This is a genomic window from Streptomyces sp. NBC_01426, from assembly GCF_036231985.1.
Lineage (GTDB): Bacteria > Actinomycetota > Actinomycetes > Streptomycetales > Streptomycetaceae > Streptomyces.
The window spans coordinates 267,367-291,561 of sequence record NZ_CP109500.1 but is presented as its reverse complement, the minus strand read 5'-3'; the positions used below and the strand labels follow the sequence as shown (position 1 = coordinate 291,561).

Genomic DNA, 24,195 nt, shown 5'->3' with positions numbered 1-24,195 from the left:
TGCGGAGCGGACGAGAGGGGGGAGGTGACAGTCCATCGGAAGGCGACGTCCCTCGACGGAACGTGCTGCCCTCTTGTTGACTTCTGTTCAATAATGGCGACTGTCGTCCGGGCGGCCGGTCGTCGCGAACCAGTCGCGGGAGCAGGCCATCAGTACGACGTCATGTAAGGGATCATCAAGAACAGCACGTGAGCTCATCTCGGCCAACCTTGCGCGCGACGATCATCCATGGCGGGAGTTCCTGAGGGCACGCCCGTTGAGACCTGTTGGTTTCTGGTCGATTTCGGGGGCAGTGTAGTTCGCCGGCCCCGCCGCAGGCAACGGTTACCCGGCGCCCACTCTCCGCGCGCTCCCGGGAGCCGCAGCAGGTTCAGCCACCACGAGGATGATTCATGCCCGACCGCTCAACTGGCCCCAGCGGCAAGCATGATGACCCGACTGCAACCGAGCCGGGGGCTCCATCAGCCCAACATGGAGAAGCCGCGGGCCATCATGAAGCCGTGATCGCACCATCGCTTCAGCCCGACCCCAGGGCCCGTTCTGGAAGATGCCTCCGGGTTCCCCTGCCTTGCGACCGCGCTCGCCGGGGGGTGCCGCAGGGCTGTCTCCTTGGGTGTACGCCGTACAGATGTGACCGTCGCGGGCGTGCACGACGACCTGGGCGGGCTGGTGTTCGTTGGCGGGGCGGCGTGCCGCGTCGATCGCGTCCTTCTGCGTCCGGTGCGGCTCGTGCAGGAGCCGACGTCCTTCTCTGCCCTCCACCTGCCACTTCACGCCCGCCGCCGCCGCGCGTTTGCTGGGCGGTGAGACGTGGTAGACGGTCCGTTTCGCTGTCATGGTCCTGCTCCTCGCCTGTCAGGCGGACCTTTGGGCCTGCCTGTCGCGCCTGCTTCGAGGCCGCCCGCGTCGTCGGATTCTTTCTCGACCGCCTCGCCCTCGCCGTCGGTCCCACCACGTGGCTCACGGATGTCGCCGCACACAGGCGGGTCTGTGCCCGGCGGGGCGCAGTTCCCAGCAGATCAGGCTGACCTGCAGGGAGTATCCCCGCCCACCCCGCCGGGGACACCAGCTCATGGGCGCCGCTGTCTGCACGTCCATCGCCGCACCGGCTGAGTACGGTCACCTACGCCGGTCCGAGTATGTGAGTGGTTGCCCGTCGCGCCCCGGCGCCGAAAGCATGGGCGCATGCGCCGACTTCTGTTGCTCGCACCGCTGTTGCTGCTCGCCTTGGGATGTGGGGTGATGCCGGATGGCCCACCCCTCAGGAGGTCGTCGTCCGGCGCTGTTTCGCGGTGCGGGTGTCGCCCGAGTCGGAGTGGCGTGAGGATCCCCGTGACGTGGGCTGCCCGGATGGCTCTCCGCTGACCTTCGCCCCGCCACCCGAACCACCTCGGCTGCCGTACGAGGAACTCCGCGCGAAACTTCCCCGGGTGCCGGGTGCCGGGTGCCGGGTGCCGGGTGCCGGGTGGACGGGTGGACGGGTGGACGGGTGGACGGGGCCGAGGTGCGCCGGACGGTTGCCGCCCTGCACTTGGATCCGGGGATCCGTACCGAGGTGAAGGCGGACGGCGGCCGGGTCGGCGTTCTTCTGGCGGTGACGGGTATCGGCTTCGACGCGCAGGACTGGCTTCTGGCCCGCGTGAGCCCCGGCGCCACCGAAGTGTGGGTGCCGCCCCGGATCCAGCGGATGCCCGGGCGAGAGATGAGCCGGCGTCCCTGCGGTCACCGTGCGTCGAAGACCGGCCATGTGTTGTGGGATCCGGCCATTCTGGATTCCCGTGGCCGCAGCGGGCGTGGTGCCGGTAACCGCCCCGGCGCGGGAGCGTTGGTCTGGTGGATCCCCACGGTCGTCAGGGCCGTTCAAGGTTCCGAAGACGGCCATGGCTCGATGTCTCCGCCCCCTTGCGGTTCCCGCCCCAGGGTCGCCCCAAAATCGTTCTCGCCCCTGACGCACCGTCACCCGCTTCTTGCCTGAGCGCCGCTCACGCAGACATTCCTGGAGTTGTTGCATGTCCACGCAGTCACAGCCCGGTCACGGCAATCCACACCAGCCGGACGGACAGATCCCTCCGCCGAAGCAGGGCATGAGTACACGCCTCAAGGTGGCCCTGGGCTGCGGGGTCCCCACCCTCCTCGGCCTGATTCTGCTCGGCGGTTGTGCGGCGCTGTTCTCCAAGGCAGCCGACGACGTCAGCAAGGACCTGGACAAGAACCACGATTCCGCAGTCGTCTCCCCAGGAGGCGCGGCCGGTGCCGATGCCGGCTCGAAGGGCGGCGAGGCGGACATCACCCACGACGTGAAGGTCACGTCATGCAAGGTGAGGGCCGGCGAATTCGGAATCAAGGAGCTCGACCTCAGGATCGAGTACGTCAACAGCGGCGACCGCCGGTTCACCTACCTCGCCGAGGGCGAGATCACCGTCAACGGCGAAAAGAAGAGCGACATCATCTCCACCGGCCAGAACCTCGCGCCCGGCCAAAAGTACACGGACGACAAGGCCGGGGGCTTGGCGTTCGACGTGGCCAAGTCCGCGAAGTCCGCGGACAAGATCGAGTGCAAGATCATCAAGGTCTCCCGCAGCTCTTACTGACAGGTGGGGCGGCGGAACAGGCCGACGCCGCAGTGGGGAGGGCGTCCTACGTCGGCTGTGCGGGAGCCCGCCGTTGTTGCAGACCGGGAGCGCCATGCGCCCGGAGCGATGGACCCCGACTGACCGCGGGTGAGCCGCCTGCTGCTACTTCGGGGCCATCCGGCATGCCTGGGTCGCGTCGTTCTTCGAGATGCCTGCTGCGTCGAGGCTGGCGGTGCAGCTGGTCTGGTTGCCGATCTGGCCCTGGTAGCACGCCTGCCGGACGGCATCCGTGACCTGCTTGTTCTTTTGCGTGACGTGTTGCTCGCAGGCCTGGATGTCTGCGTGGGCGGCCGGCGCGGCGATGGCGATGCCGCCTGTGGCGAGGGCCAGACCGGCGAGAAGGCTGGGGATACGAGCCGACGAACGCATACGGGTACACCTGCTCTCTCGGGCGTCATGTGATCCGCCATGCGCCGGATCACGGGCGGGGGTGGCGCGGGGAGCAGGCACTCCGAGGGGCGACCGGCTCGACGCATCGGTCACCCTCGCACTTTCGACGCTAGAGCACGGCACCGGTGCCTGCACTTCCTGCCGCGCCTGCCGGGCCTGCCGGGCGGCAACGCCGTAGGCCCGGCCGCGTACCGCCGCGACAGCGAGGCCACGTACCGCCGGGGCGGCGAGACGTTCCTTGCCGGGCACGGCGGTCGCGTCGGCGGTCGCGTCGGCGGTTGCCGGTGGTGCGTTCCGTCAGGGTGGTTCAGTAGCCGGTGCCGCGCTTGGTCTGGGCGCGTTCGATTCCGTGGGCGGCCCCCTTGTCGTCGAGGGTGCGACAGGCGTCGGCGATGTCCTGGCTGAGGCGGTCGATCTGCTCGCGGCTCAGGGTTTCCTTGACCAGGGCGCGCAGGATCTTCACTCTCTGCGCGTTGGGAGGGAGGGTGTACGCGGGGACCATCCAGCCTCGCTCGGCCGAGAGTTGCCAGGCGATGTCGGACTCGTCGTAGGCGTGCTCGCCGGCGAGGCGGAAGGCGACCAGCGGCAGTTGCTCGAGGTCGCTTCCGATCACTTCGAAGCGGCCGCTGCTTCGCAGGTTGTCCGCCAGTGCGCGGGCGTTCTCCTGCATGATCTGCATGACGTAGGTGTAGCCTTGGCGGCCGAGTCGCACAAAGTTGTAGTACTGCGCGAGCACCATCGAGGCCCCGGTGGAGAAGTTCAGCGTGAACGTCGCGTCGGTCTTGCCCAGGTAGTTCTCGTAGAAGACGAGGTCCTTGGCGAGGTCGGTTTCCTCGCGGAAGATCAACCATCCGATGCCGGGGTAGACCAGTCCGTACTTGTGTCCCGAGACGTTGATCGAACGGACCTGTTCGAGCTGGAAGTCCCATTTGGAGTCCGGGTAGAGGAATGGCCACACGAAGGCGCCGCTGGCGCCGTCGACATGGATCGGAATGTCGAGGTCCCGTTCCTTGCGCACGTCCCGCAGGAGCTTGTCGATGCCGACGACATCGTCCTTGTGGCCGGTGAACGTGGTGCCGAGGACGGCGACGACCCCGATCGTGTTCTCGTCGAGGTGGGGCTCCACGTCCTCCGGGCCGATCGTGTACTTGCCCTCCGCGAGCGGCACGATCCGCGGCTCGACGTCGAAGTAGCGGCAGAACTTCTCCCATACGACGTGGACGTCACCCCCGAAGATCAGGTTGGGCCGGTCGATCGACAGGCCGGCCGCCTGGCGGCGCTCACGCCACTTCCACTTCAACGACAGCGCGCCCAGCATGATCGCCTCGGATGATCCCTGGGTCCGGCACCCCGTCGTCGCGCCCGGTGCGTGGAAGAGGTCGGCGAGCATGCGCACGCACCGCTGCTCGATCTCGGCGGAGATGGGGTACTCGGCGTGGTCGATGAAATTGCGGTGGAGGTTCTCGGCGATCAGCCGTTGTGCCTCGGGCTCCATCCACGTGGTGACGAACGTGGCGAGGTTGCGCTGGGGGTCGCCTTCCATGGCGAGATCCACATCCACGAGCCTCATCGCGTCCGTCGCGGGCATTCCCTTCTCGGGGAAGGTCTCCGAGGGGGCGGGCACCGTCAGGAAGCGGTTACCGAAAAGATCCGATACATCACGCTTGGTCATGCCGCGATTCAACAGCTCCGGAGCCTGGGTCGGCGGGGGACACACCGTGGACCCTCCGGGGTGTTGGCCGGCCGGACGTGACCGTTCGTGGCGTCTCTTTCAGACCGGTGCCATCGACCACCCGGTCCGGCCTACGCCGACAGCAACCGGGCCGGCCCGTGGCTTCTCGCAGCCGCCGTCAAACCACGTTTGTCTCGCAGGTGCCGGACGGCAGGCGGATCGGACACCGCGGTCCGCGCCACATGGTCACCTCCCGTGCGGCGCGGACCGCCGGCCGGACGAGCGGCCCGGTCGGACGACCTAGTCCTGCTTGATCGCGGAGATGTCGAACTCCAGCACGACCTTGTCGCCGACCAGCACGCCGCCGCCTTCCAGGGCCGCGTTCCAGGTCACGCCGAAGTCCTTGCGTGAGAGGGTCACCGATCCCTCCAGGCCGACCCGCCGATTGCCGAAGGGGTCGACAGCACTGCCCGCGTACTCGAAGTCGATGGTGACCGGGCGGGTGGTGTCCTTGACGGTCAGGTCTCCGGTCACGCGGTACTCGGTGTCGGAGACCGGCTCGACCGAGGTGCTGCGGAAGGTGATGTCGGGGAAGTTCGGAACGTCCAGGAAGTCGTTGGTGCGCAGGTGCTGGTCGCGCTGTTCGACGCCGGTGTCGATGCTCTCGGCCTTGATCACCACCTGGGCGGTGGAGCGGGTCGGATCGGCGCCGTCCAGGCGGGCGGTGCCCTCGAATTGGTGGAACGCACCGCGGACCTTGGTCACCATGGCGTGGCGGGCGACGAAGCCGATCCGGGTGTGGGCGGGGTCGAGGACGTAGTCCCCGGTGAGCTCGGCGAGGGCGGGGGTCGTGGTCAAGGTGCCTCCGTAGGGCCTGGATCCTGGCAGCGGTCCCGCCTGGATCGTTCCGGAACCACGCTAGGGCGCGACCGGCCCCGGACCCGGCGGGACGCACGGGGCAGCAGAGTGCACCCTGACCAGCGAGTTCAGGCAACGGGACGGCCACTGCCGGGCGGTCAGACCGTTCGCGGGGCAGGGCGACGCTCACCCGTGCATGCGGGCGCCCTTGAGGACCTTGTCCACGGAGTTGCGCGGCCCGTGGACGGCGATCCCGACCAGGTCGAGCTGATCCTTGCCCACCGCCGCCACCGCAGCCCGGTTTGCGCGGTCGTGACCCGTGCCGAACAGGTCCGAGGTGAACACCGCCGTCGGCAGTCCGCGCCGCACCGCCCGCTCGTGCGCCGCCGTCACCGCTTCCTTCCCGCCCTCGAAGACCAGAACGGGCTGGCGGAACATCGGCAGGTAGGGAGTGCCATCGGCGTCCTGGTACGGCTCGCCGACCACCTCGGGCAGGACCGTTCCGAGCCCGCTGACGAGGAACGCCGTGACATTCAGCCGCTGCCACGTCTCCAGGTCGTCGCGCAGCAGCACCGCGATCTCGGTGTCGAAGCGCACCGGCACATCCACGTCGCCCGCCTCGATGTGCTCGTTGTTCTGGTTCTTCGTCTCATCGCTCATGCCCTGAGACTGCCGGGCGCGCCCTCGCGCGGTCTTGTACGTTCTTTGCGTGCAGCTCCAGCAAGAAGTCTCGGCTTGGCGCCCGCGGGTCGCGGGTGTCGTCGAGGTCTTCCACGCCCGCTTCACCGCGCACGCGTACCCCATGCACGTCCACGACGAATGGACCCTGCTGATCGTCGACGACGGCGCCGTCCGCTACGACCTGGACCGCCACCGGCGCGGCACCCCGGGCGGCACCGTGAGCCTGCTCCCGCCCCAGGTTCCGCACAACGGCTCCGCCGCCACCTCGCACGGGTTCCGCAAGCGCGTCGTCTACCTCGACACGACGGTGCTGGACGAGCGCTTCATCGGCGCCGCCGTGGACGGGCCCGACCTCGCTGACTCGGTCCTGCGCCGACGTGTCGGGCAGCTCCACCGGGCCCTGGCCTCTCCCGGTGACGCATTCGAGGCGGAGAGCCGGCTGGCCCTGATCGGCGACCGGCTGCGCACGCTGCTCCAGCCACGCCTCGAACTCCCCGGCGGACACACTGAGTCGCCCGGTGCCGCCACCCGTCACGGCATCGCGCACAGCCTGCGCGAACTCCTCGACGAGCGGGTGGTCGCGGGCATCTCCCTGCCGGAAGCGGCCGGTCTGCTTCAGGCCCACCCCGCCCACCTTGTGCGCTCCTTCAGCGCCGGCTTCGGCATCGCCCCGCACCAGTACCTCATCTCGCGCCGGGTCGCGCTGGCCCGCCGACTGCTCCTCGATGGCCGCCCCGCGGCCGAGGTGGCGGTCGAGGCGGGATTCCACGACCAGTCCCACTTCACCCGCCACTTCAAGCGAGTCGTGGGCACCACCCCCGGGCGCTACGCCCGCTCCGCGATGCCCCGCCACTGAGGACTTCGGGCAGGGCGCCGGTGGCCCCGGCCCGTGGAAGGCGGAGAGGGCGGAACGCGGAGGGCCGGTTATCGGAGGAGACCGGATATGGAGGACCGGTTACCTGAGGGACCGGGCGGGGTCGTTCCGGATGGCAGACGACCTCCCTGTCCGCCCGTTTCGCGGTCGCGGCGTGCGACTGCCGCGCCGCAGCCCGCACAGGTCGGCCGTGAGGTGGCTACCGGGGTGGCTACCGGGTGTACGCGATCTCCGCCGGTGCGTCCCGTCCGAATCGACGAGTGCCGTCGTGTGAGGCCCGCGCCCGGTGGGGTAGGGGCCGGGGGAGGAACGGAGCCCATCCCGATGGGCACCCCCGCGGCCGTGGTGACGGACCGGCCGTGCCATCCATCCCCGAGATGCCGCCACTGCCCAGCCGGGACGAGAGGCGTGGCGGCGGTGAAGGAAGGATCATGAAGGCTGCCGTGTACGAAGGACCCCGGACGGTGACCGTCAAGGACGTCCCCGATGCGAAGATCGAGCATCCGGCCGACATCCTGGTCAAGATCACGACGACGAACATCTGCGGCTCCGACCTGCACATGTACGAGGGGCGGACCTCGTTCGAGACGGGCCGAACCCTGGGGCACGAGAACCTGGGCCAGGTCGTGGAGGTGGGCAAGGCCGTCAGCAAGGTCAAGGTCGGTGACTGGGTGGTTCTCCCGTTCAACATCGCCTGCGGCTTCTGCAAGCAGTGCGAGCAGGGCCTGACGAGTTACTGCCTGACCATGCAACCCGAGCCCGACATGGCCGGCGCCGCGTACGGTTTCGCCGAGATGGGCCCCTACCAAGGTGGCCAGGCCGAACTCCTGCGCGTGCCCTACGGCGACTTCAACGCACTGCGCCTGGGTGAGGACGCCGCCGAGCGGCAGCTCGACTACGTGATGCTGGCCGACATCTTCCCCACCGGATACCACGCCACCGAGATGGCGGGCGTCAAGCCGGGCGATCAGACTCTCGTCTACGGCGCCGGCCCGGTCGGCTTGATGGCCGCCTACTCCGCGCTCCTCAAGGGAGCGGGCCGGGTCTGGGTCGCCGACCACCAGCCCGACCGGCTGCGACTCGCCGAGGAGATGGGTGCGATACCCATCAACACGGCCGAGCAGGACCCGTCCGAGGTCGTCAAGGAAGCCACCCTCGGGCTCGGCGCGGACAACGGCTGCGAATGCGTCGGCTACCAGGCCCACGACCCGCAGGGCCACGAGGACGCCTCCCTGACCATGAACGGACTGATCGACGCGGTGCGCTTCACCGGCGGTCTCGGCGTCGTCGGCGTGTTCCTGCCCGAGGACCCCGGCGCCGCCAAGACCCAGGGCGAAGCCGAAGCCCAGGGCAAGTTCCCGATCGACTTCGGCATGCTCTGGTTCAAGGGGCTGAGGATCGGCACCGGACAGGCACCCGTCAAACGCTACAACCGGGCCCTGCGCGACCTCATCGCCGGCGGCAAGGCCGAACCCGGCTTCCTCGTCTCCCATGAACTCGACCTCGACGAGGCGTCCTCCGCGTACGAGCACTTCGACAACCGCGACGACGGCTGGACCAAGGTCGTCCTCCACCCCCACGGGAGCAACGGCGCCACCCGGAAAGGCACCGGCACCAAGACGAGGAGTCCCGACCGCGGAGACCCCACGGTTGAACAACTGCGCCAAGAAGCGAAGAAGTTCGGCATTGAAGGCCGATCCCACATGAACAAGGAGCAGTTGCAGAAGGCGCTCGGACACTGACAGCACCCGGCGCACGGATCAACGACGCCGTGCGGGTCAGGCCACGGCCCGCTGTCGAGCAGGCTGTGGCCGAGCGACCCCACCTGTGACACGTCTTCGCCCGCCTCTTCCCCCGGCGCATCCGTCGTGTCCTCCTCCCGGCGCACGCGGCAGTGCGTTGCCGTCCTGCTCAGGTCGCAGTGCCGCGGACCGGAATTCATCATCCAGGAGCACGGCCCGACGGCCGGACGCCGCGATGATTTCGTTCATGGATCAAGAACTCGGCACCCTCGTCCAGCAGACCGCCGACCAACTGGCCGACCGCCGGGTCGGCGTCGTGGTGGCCGCCCTCGCGGGTGACCAGGTGGAGATCAGGGGTGCGGGCAGCACGGGCGGAGACCATGCTCATGTACCCGGGCCTGACACGCTGTTCGAGATCGGGTCGGTGACCAAGGCGTTCACCGCCCTGGCGCTGGCGCGGCTGACCGTGACCGGCGAAGCAGACCTGGACGAACCGTTGAGCGACCTGCTGCCCGAGGGGACGACCGTACCGTCACGCGGCGGCGAGCGGATCACCCTGCGGCACCTCGCAACCCACACCTCCGGCCTGCCCCGGCTCCCCCAAGGCATGCTGCTCCCGGCCCTGCTGCGGCCCAACAAGCCCGACCCGTACGCCCACTGCAGCGCCGAATGGCTCCTGTCAGGGCTGGCCCGGACCCGACTGGGTGCGGCACCGGGCGCGCGGTTCCGCTACTCCAACCTCGGAAGCGGCCTGCTGGGACTGGCCCTGGCCCGCCGCGCCGGCACCGACTACGAAACCCTCCTCACCCGCACGATCTGTACCCCCCTGGGCATGGCGGACACCGCGGTGAGCGTGGACGCCGAACATGCGCCACGCTCCGCCCGGGGCCACGACCGCCGCGGACGGCCCACCCCTCCCTGGAACCTGGCCGACCTCACCGGCGCCGGCGGCCTGCAATCGACCGCGACCGACCTGGTGGCCTTCGTTCGAGCCCAATGGGACGGCGGGCCCGATCCCCTCGCGGCCGCGATCCGCCTGAGCCGGGAGGTCGAGTACCGCAAGAGCCCCTTTGCCTGGGTGCACCTCGGCTGGATGGCTCACCGCCTCCATCCCCGGCAGGGTGCCCACCTCCAGATCTGGCACAACGGCGGCACCGGCGGCTTCTCCTCCTTCGTGAGCTTCGACCCGGAGAAGCGACTGGGGGTCATCGCCCTCGGCAACACCCCCCGCCCGGTCGACAGACCCGCCTTCGACCTCCTGCGCACCCTTCAAGCACAGCACGGGTCCGCGCCGCACTGACCCGGGCAGCTCGCCCACACAGCCCATCACCGCGTTCAGTCTCACCACCCGACGCCATTCAGCGTCGGTCGACCCCGGCGAGGCCCCTGCCGGCCGGGGGAGGGGGCTCAGGCCTCGTCGGCCGGGAGGGCGTACAGGTGGGGGAGGTTGACGACGATCGCCTCCTGAGTGCTGCGGGCGATGACGACCACGGCCTCCTCGGCGGGATCCGGGTTCTCCTCCCGATGGGGAACGAACGGCGGGACGAAGACGTAGTCGCCGGGGGCGGTGCGCAGCCGCACCTCCTCGGCCGGGTCGCTCGTGTCGTCGAGGAAGACGAACTCGGGGTGGCCGCTGACCACGTAGATGGCGGTCTCGGACTCGCCGTGGTGGTGGTCGGAGGAGGCGGTCGAGGGGGCCACGTGGGTCTGGCCCATCCACAGCTTCTCGGAGCCGACGGTCTTGCCGCTGACGGCCGCGAACCTCCGCATGCCACCGCTCTGGGCGGTGCCGCCGTCCAGGGAGTCCGCGCGTACGTGGTGCAGGCGGGTACGCAGTGGTGCCGTAGGCCGGTCCGGGGCGTCGGGCAGGTGCGGGTGGAAGCCTTCACCGGGAATCGTCAGCGGCTCGCTCATGGCCGGGACGCTAGGGGGGCACCGCAAAGGATGTCAAGAGGTGTCCTTTGCCGTTCACCTGCGGCAACGTAGCCGCAATGTGCGGTACGGAGCGGTTGCCGCCCTTGAGGCCGGCAACGCGTCGGGCATGATGGGCGCATGCATATCTCCGCGAAGGCGGACTACGCCACGCGCGCTCTCCTGGAGCTCGCATGTGAGCCGACCCGCCCGCTGACCTGCGAGGCCATCGCCTCCTCGCAGCAGATTCCGTTCCGGTTCCTGAAGTCCGTGGTGGGCGAGCTACGGAAGGCGGGGCTGGTGCGCAGCCAGCGGGGCTGCGAGGGGGGTTACTGGCTCGGCAGGCCCGCGGCCGAGATCACCCTGCTGGACGTGGCGCGCGCCGTGGACGGCGAGTTGATCTCGTTGCGCGGTGAGCCGCTGACCGGGCTCGTCTACCCCGGCCCCGCGGCGGGACTGCCCGAGGTGTGGCAGCGGATCGAGGCGGACGCGGCAGCGGTGCTGAGCCGGGCGACGCTGGCTTCGCTGATGCCGGTGGGAGCGGGCGGACGCCTGCCCCGTGAGGGCGCCGCGTGACGGCCGCTTCGGCTCCGCGCGGCATGCCGACGGCGGCACCGGAGCTCGAAGTCGTCGAGTACACCGATCCGTTGTGCCCCTGGGCATGGGGCTCGGAGCCGGTCTTCCGGCGGTTGCGGACGGCCCTGGACGGCCGGGTCCGCTGGCGGCGCGTGTACTGCATCCTCTTCGACGTGGACGACGACCCGGCCCCCGACCCGGCGGCGGAGACTGCCTGGTACGCGCGCTACGTCGAGGACATCACCGTCCACACGCAGGCGCCCCGCGCCGTGAGGCTCGCCCGGGTGGCTGCCAGTTCGTGGCCCGCTTCCCTCGTGGCCAAGGCCGCGGAGCGGCAGGGTGTCGACGTGGCCGAGCGGGTGCTGCGCCGGCTGCGGGAGAGTGTCTTCGCCCTCGGCGAGCCGGCGGACACCATCGAGCTGGCACTGGCCTGGGCGGCGGGTGTGCCGGGCCTGGATCCGGTGCGGCTGTCGGCGGACGCCGCATGCGCCGACGTGCTCGGACAGGTGCACGCGGACCATGCAGAGGCGCGCCGTCCGGTGCCCGAAGTGCGGTCCGTACGGGGCGGTTCGCCGCATCCCGGCGCCGCCAAGGAGACCGAGGACGGGTACCGGTACGCCCTTCCGACGCTGTTGGTGCGCACCCCCACGCAGTACCGGGCGGTGCCCGGCCGGCGGCCGTACGAGGACTACGTCGCAGCCATCACGGAACTGGCGCCGGGGCTGCCGGTCGATGGTGAACGGCTCGCTACGGCACGGGCGTTGGAGCGCCACCGGAGTCTGACCGAGCCCGAGCGGCGGATGCTCGCGCAGGGCCCCTGGCCTCCCGCGCAGGCGGTCCGGTTGGACACCGGCAACGGCCCCTTGTGGCTGCACCCGGAGGAGGCCGCAGTGCATCCGGCAGCCCGGCGCGGGGCTTCTTCAGCTGGCTGACAGGCCTGTGACCTGCGGCGGGATCGTCCCGCCCGATGAGACACCAATTGGTGTCCATTGACAGTCGTCGGCGGCTGCCCCCAGGATGTGCCCCATGCTTACGACGCACCCCGGTGTGGTGTGCCGCTACGTGGACCTGCGGCGCACCTCCAGCGCTCTCTGTCGCTGACCGACCGCCGCTCCCGGCCCACAGGCGCCTGACCGCTCCCGCGATCCCGCCGCCCGCCCCTCCGTCGAGCAGCGACGTCCCCTGTCGAAGCCCTCCCGCTCCACGCTTCGTCGTACCCCCTTCCTTCGTTTCCCGGTCGGCTTCGCGTCCTTGTCGGCGCCGTCCGCCGGCCTCGCGGGGTACCTGTCCGCGCCCCCGGAGCCGTACCGCCCTGCCGTTCGACCTCCCTGTCGACGGGCCGTGTGCGGTCACCCGGCCATGCCTCCTCCGCGCTTTCCCTGCCCCAGACCGGGCCAAGTCACAGGAAAGATAGAGATGTTCACACACCTCATGCCCCACAGCTCCAGACCGGACGTCCCGCCGGCGCGTCGTCTCGCCCGGCCGCGCCTCGCGGTCCTCGCCACCGCTCTCGTCGCCGTGCTCACCCCCGCCCTCGGTGCCTGCGCCGGAGACGCCGCTTCGGCGAGTGGCGCAGGGGCGGGCGGCAACGGCACGCTGAAGTGGACCTCCTCCTACTTCCCGGCCCACTGGGACCCGGTCGTCTCCGGCAGCGGCGCCCAGTTCCGGGAACTCGCCCTGGTGTACGCCTCGTTGACCCGGACCGACGAGACCGGCAAGGCCGTCCCGGACCTCGCCGAGAGCTGGGAGTACAACGAGAAGGGCGACCAGGTCACCTTCCACCTGCGCCCCGGCCTGAAGTTCACCGACGGCGCTCCGCTCGACGCCACATCCGTCAAGGACGCCGTCGAGCGCGCCAAGAAGCAGAAAAACTCGGCGCTCTTCGGAGACCTCACATCGATCCGGTCGGTGGACGCCAACGGACTGGACGCGGTCCTCCACCTCACCCAGGTCGACTACCAGATACCTCAGCTGCTCGGTCAGCGCGTCCTGCAGATCGCCAGCCCCAAGGCGGCCGCAACCCCCGAGAAGCTGGACCAGAACCCGGTCGGCGCGGGCCCGTTCACCATCACCCAGCTGGTCCCGGGCACCAAGGCGGTCCTGAGGAAGAACCCGGCGTACTGGGACGCGAAGAACATCCACATCGACAACGTCGAGCTCACCGCGGCCCCGGACGCCTCCACGGTCGTCAACGGCCTACAGACCGGCGTCTACAACTTCGCGGACATCAAGCCCAGTCAGGCGGACGCCGCCAAGAAGGCCGGCCTGGACGTCTTCGTGCAGCCGGGCTTCAACGCCTCGAACATCAGCCTCAACATCAACAAGGCGCCGTTCGACAACGACAAGGTCGTCGACGCCGTGCGCCACGCGGTCAACCGCCAGGAGTTCGTCGACAAACTCACCTTCGGCCACGGCTCGGTGACCAACCAGCCGTTCCCCAAGGGATACATCGCCTACGACCCGGAGTCCGAGAACTCCCACCCGTACGACCCGGCGAAGGCGCGACAACTCCTCGCCGAGGCGGGCCACAAGCCCGGGGACATCAAGCTCAACCTGGTCATCCCCAACGAAGACCCGCAGGCCGAGATCGTCCAGTCGCAGCTGGCCAAGGTCGGCATCACCGTCACCATCAAGATCGACAAGAACTGGTCCAACCCCTTCTTCGCCAAGGACCTGACCTTCTCGCTGTACGGCACCACCGGCCGCGACTCGGCCGCGCAGACACTCACCGCCCACTTCGGCCCCAACGGCCCGCTCAACCTCAGCTCGCCCTACGAGCCGGACGGTTTCGAGGCGGCCATCGCGAAGGTCCGCCAGACCCCGCTGGACGCGCCCGACTACCCGAAGGTGTTGCAGGCGGCGACCAGGGCCGGTCTGCAGAGCAAGGCGCTGGTCTTCACGTACTCCTCACCGAACCTCGTCGCCAAGAGCAAATCGATCTCCGCCCTGCCCAAGAACCCGGCCCACATCGACTGGACCGGCGTCACCATCTCCGGCAACTGAGCCCCGTCCACCACAGAGAGGAGGCAACCCCGTGACCACGACCGCACTCCCCGCCGCGGCCACCCGCCGTCGCGGGGCCGCCCTGACCCGGGTACGGCACGCGGCGGTCCGTGTCCTGACCGCCGTCGCCCGGTCAGTCGCGATCTTCGTGCCCGTCTTCCTGGTCGCGACCTTCGTGACGTTCTCGCTGCGTTCGATGAGCGGGCTCAGTCCGGCACGGATCCAGCTGGGTGAGGAGGCGACCCCCGAGGCGATCCGCCGGGTGGAGGCCCAGTGGGGGCTGGACCAGCCCTTCCTGGTCCAGTACTGGGACTGGTTCAGCGGGGTCCTGCACGGCCGGCTCGGCACCAGCTGGGCCAACGGCGCCGACATCTCCACGCTCATCGGCCTCGGTCTGGGGGTGAGCCTGTCCATCGCGACGTTCGCCCTCCTCATCGGCATCGTGGCCGGCTTCCTCCTCGGCGCCGCGGCGGCGCTGCGGCGCACGACGTGGATCGACCGCGCCATCACCGGCTTCGTCACCCTGATCTCGGTGATGCCGGCCTTCGTGGTCGGCATCGTGCTGGTGGTGGTCCTCGCGGTCGGGCTCAACTGGTTCCCCTCCGCCGGGTACGTGCCCGCCGGACAGGGGATCGGGCCGTGGCTCGCCCACATCACCCTCCCGGCCATCGCGCTGAGCTTCGACGTCATCGCCGACGTCGCCCGCCAACTGCGCGGCAGTCTCATCGCCGCCTACCGCGAGAACTACGTGACGGGCGCGCTGGTCCGGGGGCTGAGCCCGCGCCGGATCTTCTTCGGGCACGTGCTGCGCAACGGCCTCGGGCCGGTGCTCGCCACCCTGGGCCTGAAGTTCCCCGCCCTGGTCGGTGCCTCCGTCGTCACGGAGTGGATCTTCGGCCTCCAGGGCTTCGGCCGATTCGCCAACGACGCGGCCCAGGCCGGCGACGTACCGGCCGTGCAGGGCGTCCTCGTGGTGTCGATCGCCCTGGTCGTCACCTTCAACCTGATCGTCAACCTGGTGCTGGCCCGCGTGACGCCGGCCGCCCAACGGGGGGTGTGACCATGGTGCGTCGCGTTCTCGCACTCACATCCGGACGGACCGCCGTCGCCATCCTCGCCCTGATCCTGCTGCTCGCGATCCTGGGCCCGCTGCTCGCCCCGCAGGATCCGCTGGCCACCGGCGACCACCCGCTCGCATCCGCCTCGGGCGCGCACTGGCTGGGCACGGACTACCTCGGCCGCGATGTGCTGAGCCGCCTCCTGGACGGCTCCCGCGTCAGCGTGCTCGGTTCGCTCGAAGTCGCCCTGACGGCGCTGGCCGTCGGCGCGATACCCGGCATCCTGTCCGTCCATCTCGGGCGTGGCTTCGAGTGGCTCACCCTCCGGCTGACCGACACGCTCGTCGCCCTGCCGTTCCTGCTCTTCGCCGTCGCCGTGATCGCCCTGCTCGGCAACGGCCTCACCCAGGCCATGCTCGTCACCGGCACCCTGGTCTCGCCCCTCTTCTACCGGGTGGCCCGCGCGGCCACCCTCGCCGTGGCCCGTTCGCAGTACGTGGAGGCCGCGCTCATCTCCGGCGCCTCGATCGGCTGGGTCGTACGCCGGCACGTCTGGGCCAAGGTGCTCCCGCCGATCGCGGTGGCGCTCGCCCAGACGATCGGGGTCGGCTTCATCATCGTCTCCAGCCTCACCTTCCTCGGCATCGGCATCCAGCCCCCGGCGCCCACCTGGGGCGGTCTGCTCGCCTCGGACCTGGGCTACCTCAGCCACCAACCGTGGGCGCCCGTCGCGCCCGCCCTGCTGATCATGGTCACCGTCTGGGCCGCCAACCTGCTCGCCGACACCATCCGCGACGTCTCCGGAGAGGCCGGCCACGCCCTGGTCAACAACCGCAGGGCCCAAGCCAACCGGCTCAAGAACCCCGAACCCGACCCCGTCCCCGCCGGAGGCACGCGATGACGACGCTGTCCCACGAAACCGTCCCCGGACCCCTCCGGGGCAGCACCCGCGGTGAACCGGCCGCCCCCGGCCCCACGGCGCCACCGGTGCTCTCGGTACGCGACGTGCACATCACCGATCACGTCACCGGGCGCCGGATCGTCCACGGGGTGAGCTTCGACCTCGTACCCGGCCGGACGGTCGGCGTCGTCGGCGAGTCCGGCAGCGGCAAGACCCTCACCTGCCGGGCCGCGCTCGGCATCCTGCCCCCGCACTTCGAGATCACCTCCGGCTCGGTCGAGATCGCCGGCACGGACATCGCCGCCCTGACGCCCCGACAGTGGACCGACCTGCGCGGCGCCACGATCGGCGCGGTCTTCCAGGACCCCGCCTCCTACCTCAACCCCTCGATCCGCGTCGGCCCGCAGATCGCCGAGGTGCTGCGCGTCAAGAAGGGGCTGGGGCGGCGGGAGGCACGCCGGCGCACCATCGAACTCCTACGGGCGGTGCACCTGCGCGATCCGGACCTGGTCTACGGCCAGTACACGCACGAGCTCTCCGGAGGCATGCTCCAACGCGTCCTGATCGCGGCGGCGATCTGCGCGGACCCGCGGATCCTCATCGCCGACGAGGCCACGACCGCCCTCGACGTCACCGTCCAGGCCGAGATCCTCGACCTGCTCGCCGACCTGCGCGAGAGCGCCGGGCTGGCCCTCGTCGTCGTCTCCCACGACCTGGCCGTCGTCGCCCAACTCTGCGACGAGGTACTGGTGATGCGCCAGGGCCACGTCGTGGAGCAGGGCCCGACACGGACGGTGCTCCACCGACCGCGGCACGAGTACACCCGACTGCTCATCGCCGAGCACGAGCAGTACGGCCTCGACACGTTCCTCGCACCCCAGGAGGTGTCGTGACCGCCGTACCCGCACCCGAAGCCCCGGAAGCCGCCACTCGGCCGCCGGGGCCGGTCCTCGAAGTCACCGGCCTCGACGTGCACTACGGACCGCGCCGCCGACGCCAACACGCCCTGATCGGAGTGACGTTGAGCGTCGCCCCGGGGGAGACCCTCGGCATCATCGGCGAGACGGGCTCCGGCAAGTCCACCCTCGCCCGCGCCGTCCTCGGCCTGGTCCGCCCGTCGGCGGGCTCGATCCGCGTCGCCGGCGAGGAGGTCACCGACCACGACCGCCGCCAGTGGCGGAGCCTGCGGCGCCGCGGCATCGTCCAGTACGTCTTCCAGGACCCGCTGCGCAGCCTCGACCCTGACCTCACCGTCGAGGAGTCCCTGGCCGAGCCGCTGCTCATACAGGGCGTCGCGCCCGGGCAGGCCGCCACGCGGGTCCGCTCGTTCCTCGCCCGCGTCCACCTCTCCGAGGAACTGCTCGGCCGGTTCCCCGGAGAACTGTCCGGCGGTCAGCGTCAACGCGTCGCGGTGGCCCGCGCCCTGGTCACCGACCCACGACTGGTCATCTTCGACGAGCCGGTCAGCGCCCTGGACTCCGCGAACCGGGTCCAGGTACTGGAGATCCTCAAGGAACTCCGCGCCGCCGGGGTGGCCCTCGTCTTCATCTCCCACGACCTCGGCTCCGTCGCCGGCACCGCCGACCGCATCGCGGTCCTCTACCGGGGCGAGCTCGTCGAGGCCGGCGCCACCCGCGACCTCGTCAGGGCCCCCCGGCACCCCTACACCCGCCTGCTCCTCGGCTCCGCGCCCACCCTGCGCTCCGCACCGGCGGACCGAGCCGAACGCGAGGCCCTGCGCACCCTCCTGCACGCCTGATCCCACCGCCTCCACCACAGACAGGAACCACGATGTCCCGCACGATCCACCTCGCACTCCATCCCTACGGCGTCGGCGGCCCCGGCCAGCACGGCCTGTGGAAGGACCCGCGCGTCGCGAAGAACTCCAGCATCGACATCACCTACTACATCAAGCAGGCGCAGGCGGCCGAACACGCCCTGTTCGACGCCCTGTTCATCGTCGACAGCCAGTTCATCAACGCCACCTACCCGGCGCACTACCTCAACCGCCTCGAACCACTCACCCTGCTGTCGGCGGTCGCCACCCACACCCGCCACATCGGACTGGTCGGCACGGCGAGCTCCACCTACAACTCGCCCTTCAACCTCGCCCGCCGCTTCGCCTCCCTCGACCACATCAGCGGGGGCCGAGCCGGCTGGAACGTCGTGACCAGCTTCGACACCGGCACGTCGAAGAACTTCGGGCTCGAAGAACACCTCGACTACACCACCCGATACGGCCGCGCCCTGGAGTTCGTCAAGGTCGCCCGCGGCCTGTGGGACTCCTACGAGGACGACGCGTTCCCGGCCGACCCGGAGCGGGGCGTCTTCCTCGACCCCTCGAAGCTGCACGCACTGGAGCACCGAGGGGAGCACTTCGACGTCGCCGGACCCCTCAACCTGTCCCGCTCCCCGCAGGGCCAGCCGGTGATCTTCCAGGCCGGGGTCTCCGAGGAGGGCCGCGACCTCGCCGCACAGGTCGCCGAAGGCATCTACGCACCCGGTGGCTCCCTGGAGCAGGCGCAGGCGTACTACTCCGACATCAAGACGCGCACCGCGGCGTACGGCCGAGACCCCGAGCACATCAAGATCTTCATCCACGGCGGTCCGGTCGTGGCCACCACCGACGAGGCAGCCCGGCGCCGCGAGCGGGAGATCTTCGAGGAGGACAACGACTTCGACCGCAACCTGGCCCTGCTCGGCCGGTCCTTCGGCGCGTACGACTTCAGCGTCCACGACCTGGACGCGCCCTTCCCCGACGTCGCACACCTCGCCGAGAAGGGCGGCCGGACGGGCGCCGCCAAGCTCATCGAGCGGGCCCGCAGCGAGAACCTCACCCTCCGTCAAGTCGGCGCGCTGGTGAACGAGTTCCACCGCTCACCCTTCGTCGGCTCACCGGACACCGTCGCCGACACCATCGAGAAGTGGTTCGAGGCCGGCACCTTCGACGGCATCAACCTCGCCTTCCGCACCGGCGACGACCTCGAACTCTTCGTCGACGGAGTGGTCCCGCTGCTCCAGAAGCGCGGCCTGTTCCGCACCGAGTACGCGGCCGACACCCTGCGCGGCAACCTCGGCCTGCCGGTCCCGACCAACCGCCACAGCCGCGCACCCCAGCTCGTGAACGGCTGAGGACCGGGCCATGACCGAACCTCCGGTGACCGGTGGGCCCGACGCCCACACCGCGCGGTTCCCGACCGAGACCCCGCCGGCCGCCGCCCCCGGCCATGGCACCGCGGGCGGGACCCGCACTGCGAAAGGCAGCCACCCGTGACCACCGAGACGCCGCGTTTCAGACTCGGCTTCCTCAGCCACGTCCAAGGCCGGGGCGACGACCCCCGTCGGACGTACCGCAACGCCCAGGAGCTCTTCGTCGCCGCGGACGAACTCGGCTTCGACGTGGGCTGGGTCGCCCAACACCACGTCCCCCAGGGCGGGGGCGGCCTGTCCTCACCGTGGACCTTCCTCGCCCACGCCGCGGCGAGGACCCGCCGGATCCGTCTCGGCACCGCCGTCACGGTCCTCCCACTGGAGGATCCGGTCCGCCTCGCCGAGGACATCGCCACCGTCGACGCCCTCAGCGGCGGCCGCGTCGAGATCGGCGTCGGCAGTGGATCCGACGAGGTGGAGTACGCCGCCTTCGGTAAAGACGCCGCCCGCAAGCGCGAGCTGACCAGCGAGAACCTCCGAGTACTGCGGGGCGCGCTGGCGAACGAGGAGGTGCGTACACCCGGATTCCGGATCCAGCCGACCGCCGGTGACTACGGCGACCGGATCTGGCAGGGAGTCTTCAGCGAAGCGGGCGCCCGGCACGCCGCGGCCGCCGGCTCCAACCTGCTGATCAACCGGGCGGCGTACGGGTACGACGCGCCCACGGACGAGGTGCAACGCCCCTGGGTGGACGCCTACCTCGATGCCTGGGACCGGCCGCACCGCCCCCGGATCGGCCTGTCCCGGTTCGTGTTCCCGGCCAAGGACAAGCGGACCGCGCTGGCGCAGATCGGCGACGACGTCCACCGGGCGGCGCTGCGCATGGCCCGACGCGGCGCGTTCCCGAAGGCCCTGGACGTCGAGGAGGCACTGCGGCGCTTCCACTCGTTCCACGGCCACCCCGACGAGATCGTCGCGGCCCTGCGGCAGGAGAAGGTACTGCCCGTCGCGACCGACCTGATCGCCCAGTTCAACCCGGCCGTTCCGGACCATGACGCGGCGATGCGTGCCCTCGAACTCATCGCGACGCAGGTGGCGCCGGCCCTGGGCTGGAAGCCCGCGATCGGCACCGCGACGGACACCGCGATCGACACCGTGATCGGCGCCGCGGCCGTCATCCCGTCCCCTATCACGCCCGTAGGAGCATGAGTTGACCCAGCACACCGTTCTCACTGACAGCGCCGGCAACGCCGAGATCGCCGGCCACACCGACCACCACGCCCCCGAGGGCCTCCTCACACGCGGCACCGTCCTCGTGGTGCCCGGCCGGGGAGAGACCCGGGCCACGTACGCGCGGTTCGGCAAGCGGCTCGCCGCCGACGCCTACCGGGTGCGGGTCATCGATCCCCCGCAGGTCGATGCCGAGCTCCCGACGGGGTCGCCGGACGCGTTCGGCGTCCGGCTCGCGCAAGCCGTGGAGGGAACCGCCGCCGGCGACGGCGTGGCGCGTCCGCTGATACTGGTCGGAGCCGACGCCGGAGCCGCCGCCGTGGCGGCGCTCCTGGCCCGAGAGGGGCAGGCCCTGGAACCGGACGGCGTCGTCCTCGCGGGGCTGCCGGGGCGTGCCACCAGCTCCGCGGGCACCTGGAACGCCGAACTCGACGTACGCACCTCCTGCCCCACGCACCGGGGCGTGCTGAGCGACGACGCCGAGGTACGGCGGGGGTCGCTGGCCGAACCGGTACCGGACTCCCTGCTCGACGCCGCATACGAGGGCGCCGTCACCGCCCCGACGCTGCTGCTCGTCGGGGACGCCGACCCACTGGCGGACCACGAGGGTCTCGCCCGGGTCGCCAAGTCGTTGCCCCGCGCCCGGCTTTCGCGGGTCCGCGGCGCCCACCACGACGTCCTCAACGACGTGCAGCACCGTTCCGTGGCGGCGGAGGTCGTCACGTTCCTGGAGACCGTGCGGGACGGACTGATCCCGCTGGTCGTGGTCGAGTCGAGTGCGTGGTGACCGTCGCCGGCCCGCGTCTCGTACGGGCTGCGCTCCACGACCCCCGGCTCCACACCACATCGCACCCCACCAGCCGAAGGGAACCGGCATGACCATCTCCACCGACCCCGTCACCCAGCCCGCAGCGGCTCCCACCGCCGCCGACATACTCCGCAGCACCCTGCGGCGTCACGCGGCCGGCGTCACGGTGATCACCGTCCCCGGACCCGCGGGGTTCACGGCCACCTCGTTCACGTCCGTGTCGCTGCGGCCGCCCCTGGTGGCCTTCTACCTGGACCTCGGCGCCTCGACCGCAGGACCCGTACACCGCGCGGACCGGTTCGCCGTCCACCTGCTCGGCACCGGGGACACCGCCCTGGCACGGCAGTTCGCACGCAGCGGCGTCGACCGCTTCGAGGGGGTCCGCTGGACGCGGAACGCCGATGGGCTCCCGCTCCTGGAGGACGTTCCCGCATGGCTGACGGCCCGCATCACCCTGCGTCAGCACATCGGTGACCACCTCCTGGTCGTCGGCGAGGTGGAGTCCGGCGCGGTCGCCGAGGACGCCCCTGCGCTGGTCCACCACGACGGCGCCTTCGCCGCGGCCCGCCGGCTGCCCTCCCGGTAACGCGCCGGCGGCTCGTGGTCCGCCGTGGTGAGCCGGCGGCCGTAACCCTCTGGTCTGCCACCCGGCTGTGATCGAACACGGACCTGGACCGTCCCGGACGACGAAGGTGGGCGCCGGCTCACGGACCGCACGATCGCGGCGCCCCCGTGACCTCGGAGGACCGACGTCACGGGGCGTCCTGGGCCCGCCCTCGCTAAGGGTTGCCGGCTACCGGCTGAGCGACGTGAGCGCCGCCGGGTCGTACGGCTTCAGCTCGTCGAAGCGGTTGCCGAGGACCTTCGCCGCCCACTGCGGGTCCTGGAGCAGTGCCCGGCCGACGGCGACCATGTCGAACTCGTCGCGTTCCATGCGGTCCAAGAGGTTGTCGATGTCGCCGAGCGCCGCACCCTCGCCCGCGAAGGAGCGGATGAAGTCGCCGTCGAGGCCGACCGAGCCGACGGTGATGGTCGGGCGGCCGGTGAGCTTCTTGGTCCAACCCGCCAGGTTCAGGTCAGAGCCCTCGAACTCCGGGAGCCAGTAGCGCCGGGTGGAGGCGTGGAACACGTCGACGCCCGCCGCCGCCAGCGGGGCCAGGATGGCCTCCAGCTCCTCCGGGGTCTGCGCGAGCCGGGCGTCGTAGGCCTCCTGCTTCCACTGGGAGTAGCGGAAGATCACCGGGAAGTCGGTCGAGACGCGCTCGCGGACCGCGGCGACGATCTCCGCGGCGAACTTCGTACGGGCCACCGCGTCGCCGCCGTAGGCGTCGGTGCGGCGGTTGGTCCGCTCCCACAGGAACTGGTCGAGCAGGTAGCCGTGAGCGCCGTGCAGTTCGACGCCGTCGAAGCCGATCCGCTCGGCCTCCGCGGCGGCGTCGGCGAACGCGCCGATGACGTCGTCGAGGTCGGTGCGGGTCATCGCCTTGCCGGTCCCCTCGGTGCCGTCGACGCGGATGCCGGAGGGGCCGACGGCGGGGGCGTCGGCGTACGGTGCCTCACCCTGGTTGCGCACCATGCCTATGTGCCACAGCTGGGGCACGATCGTGCCGCCCGCCTCGTGAACGGCCGCGGCGACCTTCGCCCACCCCGCCAGCTGGTCCTCGCCGTGGAAGCGCGGCACCCGGTCGCTCTGCCCGGCGGAGTCGTGCCCGACGTAGGTGCCCTCGGTGACGATCAAACCGACACCTGCGGCTGCCCGACCGGCGTAGTAGGCCTGTACGTCCTCGCCGGGCACGCCGCCGGGGGAGAACATCCGCGTCATCGGGGCCATCGCGATGCGGTTGGGGACGGTCAGGCCGTTCAACTTGAGGGGCCGGGACAGAATCTCGGCCGCGCGGGAGGCGGTGGACGTGGTGACGGTCATGAGGGTCCTCCGGGTTGAGGCTGTGGCTCGTCGGACGACAACGAGAAGTGCATAGTACACATGATGTGTATCATGCATATTGCAGGTCCGGCCGTCATGCGGCCCCGCCCACAGGTCGGACCATGTGGGGGTCCGCCGACCACCGGGGCGACAGGTCCGCGATAATGGAGCGCCGGAAGGAACGGGAGGCGCAGTGCTGGAGAAGCTGGAACGGGAGCTGATGCTGCTCTCGCGACACCAGGTGCTTGCCCGGCGCGAGCGCGACCCCGATCGCCTGGAGCGATCGGCGTACCTCCTGCTGTGCCGGATCAACACGGAAGGCCCCATGTCCATCGGGCAGTTGGCGGAGGCCTTCGGACTCGACACCTCGACCGTGAACCGCCAGACGGCCGCGCTGCTGCGCTGCGGACTGGCCGAGCGCGTCGCGGACCCCGACGGCGGCATGGCCCGCAAGCTGTGCATCACCGTTGAAGGGGCGCGCCGGCTCGCCGAGGACCGTGAGGTCAACCAGTCCTGCCTGGCCCGAGTGGTCGGCGACTGGTCCCCTGAGGAAGTACGGGAGCTGGAGAACCTCCTGGTCCGGCTCAACCGCAGCGCCGAGGCCCTCGAAGGACGGTTCTGGCCGCGCACGGAGGAAGACGCTCCCCGCGCAGCGTGCCGCCCGCCGCTCCCGCACGAATCCCTGACCCCTGCCCCGCAGGCCCCCGCCCCGTAGGAACGCCCCCGGCCCGCTCCCAAGGAATGCCCGCGCACCGGACGGCGCGGCCTGAACGCAAGAGGGGTC

General features: G+C 70.6%; 24 protein-coding genes. 17 read left to right on the top strand and 7 right to left on the bottom strand.

Annotation, left to right across the window (positions count from 1 at the left end):
- Positions 1–390: 390 nt before the first annotated feature.
- Complete coding sequence (locus OG906_RS43565) at positions 391–837, bottom strand: DUF2188 domain-containing protein (RefSeq protein ID WP_443067344.1); 447 nt, start codon at positions 835–837, stop codon at positions 391–393.
- A gap of 652 nt (positions 838–1,489) precedes the next feature.
- On the opposite strand from OG906_RS43565, the gene OG906_RS01430 reads away from it, so the two are divergent.
- Together OG906_RS01430 and OG906_RS01425 are read left to right on the top strand one after the other, a co-directional pair.
- Positions 1,490–1,975: a hypothetical protein gene (locus OG906_RS01430; RefSeq protein WP_329439148.1), complete on the top strand. Its 486-nt coding sequence runs from the start codon at positions 1,490–1,492 to the stop codon at positions 1,973–1,975.
- 34 nt (positions 1,976–2,009) lie between these two features.
- Entirely contained in the window at positions 2,010–2,591 is a 582-nt protein-coding gene (locus OG906_RS01425; protein WP_329439146.1) for a DUF4190 domain-containing protein, read from the top strand.
- A gap of 144 nt (positions 2,592–2,735) precedes the next feature.
- Here the strand turns inward: OG906_RS01425 and OG906_RS01420 are convergent, their stop codons facing one another.
- The 4 genes from OG906_RS01420 to OG906_RS01405 form a co-directional block, all read right to left on the bottom strand.
- A complete protein-coding gene (locus OG906_RS01420) occupies positions 2,736–3,002 on the bottom strand; it encodes a hypothetical protein (protein ID WP_329439144.1) in 267 nt (88 codons plus the stop codon).
- A 328-nt stretch (positions 3,003–3,330) separates the two neighbouring features.
- Positions 3,331–4,695 (bottom strand): glutamate decarboxylase, encoded by a 1,365-nt coding sequence (locus OG906_RS01415; protein ID WP_329439143.1) that lies wholly within the window; start codon positions 4,693–4,695, stop codon positions 3,331–3,333.
- A 300-nt stretch (positions 4,696–4,995) separates the two neighbouring features.
- On the bottom strand, positions 4,996–5,553 hold the full coding sequence (locus tag OG906_RS01410) for a YceI family protein (RefSeq protein ID WP_329439142.1): 558 nt from the start codon (positions 5,551–5,553) through the stop codon (positions 4,996–4,998).
- Between the two features lie 186 nt (positions 5,554–5,739).
- Positions 5,740–6,213, bottom strand: a complete 474-nt coding sequence (locus tag OG906_RS01405; RefSeq protein ID WP_329439140.1) for a DUF2000 domain-containing protein — start codon at positions 6,211–6,213, stop codon at positions 5,740–5,742.
- A 49-nt stretch (positions 6,214–6,262) separates the two neighbouring features.
- Between OG906_RS01405 and OG906_RS01400 the strand changes: the two genes are divergently transcribed.
- From OG906_RS01400 to OG906_RS01390, 3 genes are all read left to right on the top strand, one after another.
- The gene (locus OG906_RS01400) at positions 6,263–7,090 is read left to right on the top strand and encodes a helix-turn-helix transcriptional regulator (RefSeq protein ID WP_329439138.1); all 828 of its coding nucleotides are present in this window, start codon (positions 6,263–6,265) and stop codon (positions 7,088–7,090) included.
- A gap of 449 nt (positions 7,091–7,539) precedes the next feature.
- On the top strand, positions 7,540–8,850 hold the full coding sequence (locus tag OG906_RS01395; protein WP_329439136.1) for an alcohol dehydrogenase catalytic domain-containing protein: 1,311 nt from the start codon (positions 7,540–7,542) through the stop codon (positions 8,848–8,850).
- Positions 8,851–9,097: 247 nt separating this feature from the next.
- Entirely contained in the window at positions 9,098–10,150 is a 1,053-nt protein-coding gene (locus OG906_RS01390; RefSeq protein ID WP_329439134.1) for a serine hydrolase domain-containing protein, read from the top strand.
- Between the two features lie 107 nt (positions 10,151–10,257).
- Here OG906_RS01390 and OG906_RS01385 read toward each other — a convergent pair whose 3' ends face one another.
- Complete coding sequence (locus OG906_RS01385) at positions 10,258–10,764, bottom strand: cupin domain-containing protein (RefSeq protein WP_329439132.1); 507 nt, start codon at positions 10,762–10,764, stop codon at positions 10,258–10,260.
- A 138-nt stretch (positions 10,765–10,902) separates the two neighbouring features.
- Between OG906_RS01385 and OG906_RS01380 the strand changes: the two genes are divergently transcribed.
- From OG906_RS01380 to OG906_RS01330, 11 genes are all read left to right on the top strand, one after another.
- Positions 10,903–11,337 carry an RrF2 family transcriptional regulator gene (locus OG906_RS01380; RefSeq protein WP_329439130.1) on the top strand — a complete coding sequence of 145 codons (435 nt, stop codon included), beginning with the start codon at positions 10,903–10,905 and terminating at the stop codon, positions 11,335–11,337.
- Positions 11,338–11,360: 23 nt separating this feature from the next.
- On the top strand, positions 11,361–12,269 hold the full coding sequence (locus OG906_RS01375; protein WP_329447894.1) for a DsbA family oxidoreductase: 909 nt from the start codon (positions 11,361–11,363) through the stop codon (positions 12,267–12,269).
- A 484-nt stretch (positions 12,270–12,753) separates the two neighbouring features.
- A complete protein-coding gene (locus OG906_RS01370) occupies positions 12,754–14,340 on the top strand; it encodes an ABC transporter substrate-binding protein (protein WP_443067343.1) in 1,587 nt (528 codons plus the stop codon).
- Between the two features lie 31 nt (positions 14,341–14,371).
- Positions 14,372–15,400, top strand: coding sequence for an ABC transporter permease (locus OG906_RS01365; protein WP_443067342.1), 1,029 nt, complete (start codon positions 14,372–14,374; stop codon positions 15,398–15,400).
- Between the two features lie 2 nt (positions 15,401–15,402).
- Complete coding sequence (locus OG906_RS01360) at positions 15,403–16,299, top strand: ABC transporter permease (protein ID WP_329439129.1); 897 nt, start codon at positions 15,403–15,405, stop codon at positions 16,297–16,299.
- Entirely contained in the window at positions 16,296–17,192 is an 897-nt protein-coding gene (locus OG906_RS01355) for an ABC transporter ATP-binding protein (protein ID WP_329439127.1), read from the top strand. The genes OG906_RS01360 and OG906_RS01355 overlap by 4 nt, the downstream gene beginning before the upstream one ends.
- The gene (locus tag OG906_RS01350; protein WP_329439125.1) at positions 17,189–18,058 is read left to right on the top strand and encodes an ABC transporter ATP-binding protein; all 870 of its coding nucleotides are present in this window, start codon (positions 17,189–17,191) and stop codon (positions 18,056–18,058) included. Before OG906_RS01355 ends, OG906_RS01350 begins: the two co-directional genes overlap by 4 nt.
- A gap of 32 nt (positions 18,059–18,090) precedes the next feature.
- Entirely contained in the window at positions 18,091–19,431 is a 1,341-nt protein-coding gene (locus OG906_RS01345; RefSeq protein WP_329439123.1) for an NtaA/DmoA family FMN-dependent monooxygenase, read from the top strand.
- Between the two features lie 138 nt (positions 19,432–19,569).
- On the top strand, positions 19,570–20,658 hold the full coding sequence (locus OG906_RS01340) for an LLM class flavin-dependent oxidoreductase (RefSeq protein ID WP_329439121.1): 1,089 nt from the start codon (positions 19,570–19,572) through the stop codon (positions 20,656–20,658).
- Positions 20,659–20,704: 46 nt separating this feature from the next.
- Positions 20,705–21,466 carry an alpha/beta hydrolase gene (locus OG906_RS01335; protein WP_329447891.1) on the top strand — a complete coding sequence of 254 codons (762 nt, stop codon included), beginning with the start codon at positions 20,705–20,707 and terminating at the stop codon, positions 21,464–21,466.
- An 88-nt stretch (positions 21,467–21,554) separates the two neighbouring features.
- On the top strand, positions 21,555–22,073 hold the full coding sequence (locus tag OG906_RS01330) for a flavin reductase family protein (RefSeq protein ID WP_329439120.1): 519 nt from the start codon (positions 21,555–21,557) through the stop codon (positions 22,071–22,073).
- 207 nt (positions 22,074–22,280) lie between these two features.
- Here the strand turns inward: OG906_RS01330 and OG906_RS01325 are convergent, their stop codons facing one another.
- Positions 22,281–23,411, bottom strand: a complete 1,131-nt coding sequence (locus OG906_RS01325) for an NADH:flavin oxidoreductase (RefSeq protein ID WP_329439118.1) — start codon at positions 23,409–23,411, stop codon at positions 22,281–22,283.
- A 220-nt stretch (positions 23,412–23,631) separates the two neighbouring features.
- Here OG906_RS01325 and OG906_RS01320 point away from each other — a divergent pair, with 220 nt between their 5' ends.
- Positions 23,632–24,126: a MarR family winged helix-turn-helix transcriptional regulator gene (locus tag OG906_RS01320; protein WP_329447890.1), complete on the top strand. Its 495-nt coding sequence runs from the start codon at positions 23,632–23,634 to the stop codon at positions 24,124–24,126.
- The last annotated feature ends 69 nt before the right edge of the window (positions 24,127–24,195 follow it).